This is a genomic window from Streptomyces poriferorum, assembly GCF_019399235.1.
Taxonomy (GTDB): domain Bacteria; phylum Actinomycetota; class Actinomycetes; order Streptomycetales; family Streptomycetaceae; genus Streptomyces; species Streptomyces poriferorum.
In genome coordinates this window covers 1-2,734 of the sequence record NZ_JAELVH010000475.1, presented here as the reverse complement: position 1 = coordinate 2,734, position 2,734 = coordinate 1, and the positions used below count along the sequence as shown (strand labels likewise).

Sequence of the window (2,734 nt, the reverse complement as noted above, 5' to 3'; positions counted from 1 at the left end):
GAGCAGCAGCAGGACGACGCCGAGCGTCACCACCAGCTCCGCGCCCGTCCACAGCCCGCGCGCGGCCAGCCGCCCTCCGCGCACGCCACGCTGCACCACCACCGGTATCCGCTCACGTCTCCGCTGCCGCACGGCCCGCACGATAGGCCCAGGGCCCGCAACTCTCCAGAGCCGTAACAAGGCTCACTGACCGGCGCCGCTTCCCGGAGCCGCAACATCCCGCCGTGCCACACCCGTACGGCAGTACCGTGTTGTCCATGCGCCCCGACACGCCTGCCGACCACACCACCGAAGCCGAGCGCCTGCTGCGCACCGCGGCGCAGTACCCGGAGGACCACGAACCGCTGCTCCTCCAGGCGGCGGCCCATCTGGAACTCGCCGGCGACCGCGCCCGTGCCACCACGCTCTACGACTCCCTGCTCAGCGACCCCGACACCGAACACCCCCACCTGGTGAAGGCGCTCAACGCCGCCAACCTGTGGGAGTACGGCCACGAGGCCGAGGCCCGCGCGATCATCGACGGCATCCGCGCGGCCGCCCCGCCGGAGGCGGCGCCCTGGGAGATCGCGGCCGAGACCCTGGAGGCCCACGACGAGCTGGAGGCGGCCCACGACTTCTTCTCCACGGCCCTCACCCTGCTCATCGCCCCGGGCGAGGAGGTCCCGTACGCCACCCAGTCGCTGCTGACCGGCCGCCACCGGGTCCGCCGCCTGATGGGCGTCACGCACGACGCCTGGGACGAGCTGGCCGACGCCCTGCACACCGCGGCCGTCCCGCTGGACGAGCTCCACGACCCGAAGCGGCTGTGGGCGCTGGGCTCCTCGGACCCGGGCGAGCTCCGGGCCGAGATCACCCGCCTCCGCGCCGAACTGGGCACGTACCGCACGGCCCTGTCCCGCCCGTTCCCGGTGGCGGTGCTCCACTGGCCGGAGCCCGAAATGCGCGAGCTCCTCACCGCGTACCCCGGCCTCGGCAGCGAGTACGCCTCGCACCCGGACCACCTGGCCCGCCTGGAGGCGGCCCTGCGCGACCTGCATGCGGCGGGGACCCCGAACCTCGGCATCGTGACGGGCACGGTCCCGTCGTACGAGGCGTTCGCCGCCTCCGAGGCCGCCTCCCCGTCCGACCCGGACCTGCTCCCGCAGTACGCGACGACCCTGGCAGCCCGCGGCCGCGCGGTCCCGTGGCCCCCGGCAAGGAGCGCGGCGTGCTGGTGCGGCTCGGGGCGGTCGTACCGGGACTGCCACGGGGGCGCGTAGGAGAACGCCAGTTCTCCTACGCGGGTACGGGCACGGGCACGTACCCGTACCCTTCCCGCGAAAACCGCCTAGTGCTGGGGCGGACGGGCGGCGCGCCGGGGCAGGCGGCGGTCGAGGATGCCGCGCAGCCGCTCCGTGTCGTCCCTGCCCAGGGCACGCTTCGGCAGGTAGTGCACGACCAGCAGGTGGGGCGCGGGCGACAGCAGGACGAACCCGGCGGCGGTCTCCACGTACCCGCCGAGGCTCTGCCAGCCCCGGCGCGTCTCCATGTGCGCGCCCGTGAAGCGGACGGCCTCGTCGGAGTCGCTCACGGTCACGGTCCAGGCGCCCATCGCGGCACCCACCTTGGCGTGCCGCGCCGCCAGGAATCCCGTCCTGGCGACGAGCCCGAGCAGACAGCCGATGAAGGCGCATCCCGCCGCCGAGGGGCTGTCCGAGATCAACCAGACCGACGCGGCGAAGAGCACCGGCACCAGCAGCCCCCGCAGCCGCCCCTTGATCCCCCGCGTCTTCCCGCGTGCATGGAAGGCGTCGGACCAGTCCGACCGCCCCAACTCGTACCTCAGCTCGACGACGGTACTTTCCGCAGCACTGCGCGCCTCGGCCATGGCCCTCCCCTTCCAGCGACGAGCGGCGATCGTAGCGGGTGAGCCGCCCTCGCCCCAGCCCGAGGACGAACCGCCCGTAACGCCCCGCATCAGCCGCGCCGAGGCCCATCGGCGGACGGCCGCCACCCCGGCAAATCCCCGAGCCCTCGGCACGCCCGCCCGCATACCCTGCCGCCATGCCCGAACTCCAGCGCCTGCGCCCCGACCACGCCCCGGCCCTGCTCGCGTTCGAGGAAGAGAACCGCGCCTTCTTCGCGGCCTCGGTGCCGGACCGCGGAGACGACTACTTCACCCACTTCACCGCGCACCTCACGGCACGCCTCGCCGAACAGGCCTCGGGAGACTGCCACTTTCACGTACTGGTGACGCGGGACGGCGAGATCCTGGGCCGCTTCAACCTGGTGGACGTGGCGGAGGGCGAGGCCGAACTGGGCTTCCGCCTGGCGGAGAAGGCCACGGGCCGCGGCCTGGCAACGGCCACGGTCCGCCGCCTCTTCACGCTCTGCACCACGACGTACGACCTGACGAGGCTCCGCGCCGCCGCCACCGTCACGAACACCGCCTCACGCACGGTCCTGACCCGGACGGGATTCGTCCCGACGGGAGAGGAACCGGTGCTGGGCGGGGAGCGGGGGCTCGGGTACGTACGGGAGCTGCCGGCGGAGCCGCCGACCACCGCGTAACACCGTCGGACGTGGCCTGCATACCTCTGGCCAAGCACACCCCGCGCCCTGACCATGGCCTCCAGGAGCGTGGACCGCTGCGGGGGAAGGCCACACATGAGCAAGGACGACCCGGACACACCCGGCAACAACCCTCCGCCGCCCCAACGTCCTTGGGCCCGCGGAAACCCGGACCCCGGCGGCC

3 protein-coding genes are annotated in these 2,734 nt (G+C 73.6%); 2 read left to right on the top strand and 1 reads right to left on the bottom strand.

The genetic code is table 11. The annotated features are described in order from the left end of the window. Positions 1–257: 257 nt before the first annotated feature. Positions 258–1,259: an SEC-C domain-containing protein gene (locus JGS39_RS38635; protein ID WP_219574440.1), complete on the top strand. Its 1,002-nt coding sequence runs from the start codon at positions 258–260 to the stop codon at positions 1,257–1,259. A gap of 68 nt (positions 1,260–1,327) precedes the next feature. On the opposite strand, the gene JGS39_RS38630 is transcribed toward JGS39_RS38635, so the two are convergent. After that, the gene (locus JGS39_RS38630; protein WP_219574439.1) at positions 1,328–1,867 is read right to left on the bottom strand and encodes a YcxB family protein; all 540 of its coding nucleotides are present in this window, start codon (positions 1,865–1,867) and stop codon (positions 1,328–1,330) included. Positions 1,868–2,043: 176 nt separating this feature from the next. Here JGS39_RS38630 and JGS39_RS38625 point away from each other — a divergent pair, with 176 nt between their 5' ends. Next, on the top strand, positions 2,044–2,550 hold the full coding sequence (locus tag JGS39_RS38625) for a GNAT family N-acetyltransferase (RefSeq protein WP_219574438.1): 507 nt from the start codon (positions 2,044–2,046) through the stop codon (positions 2,548–2,550). Positions 2,551–2,734 lie beyond the last annotated feature (184 nt).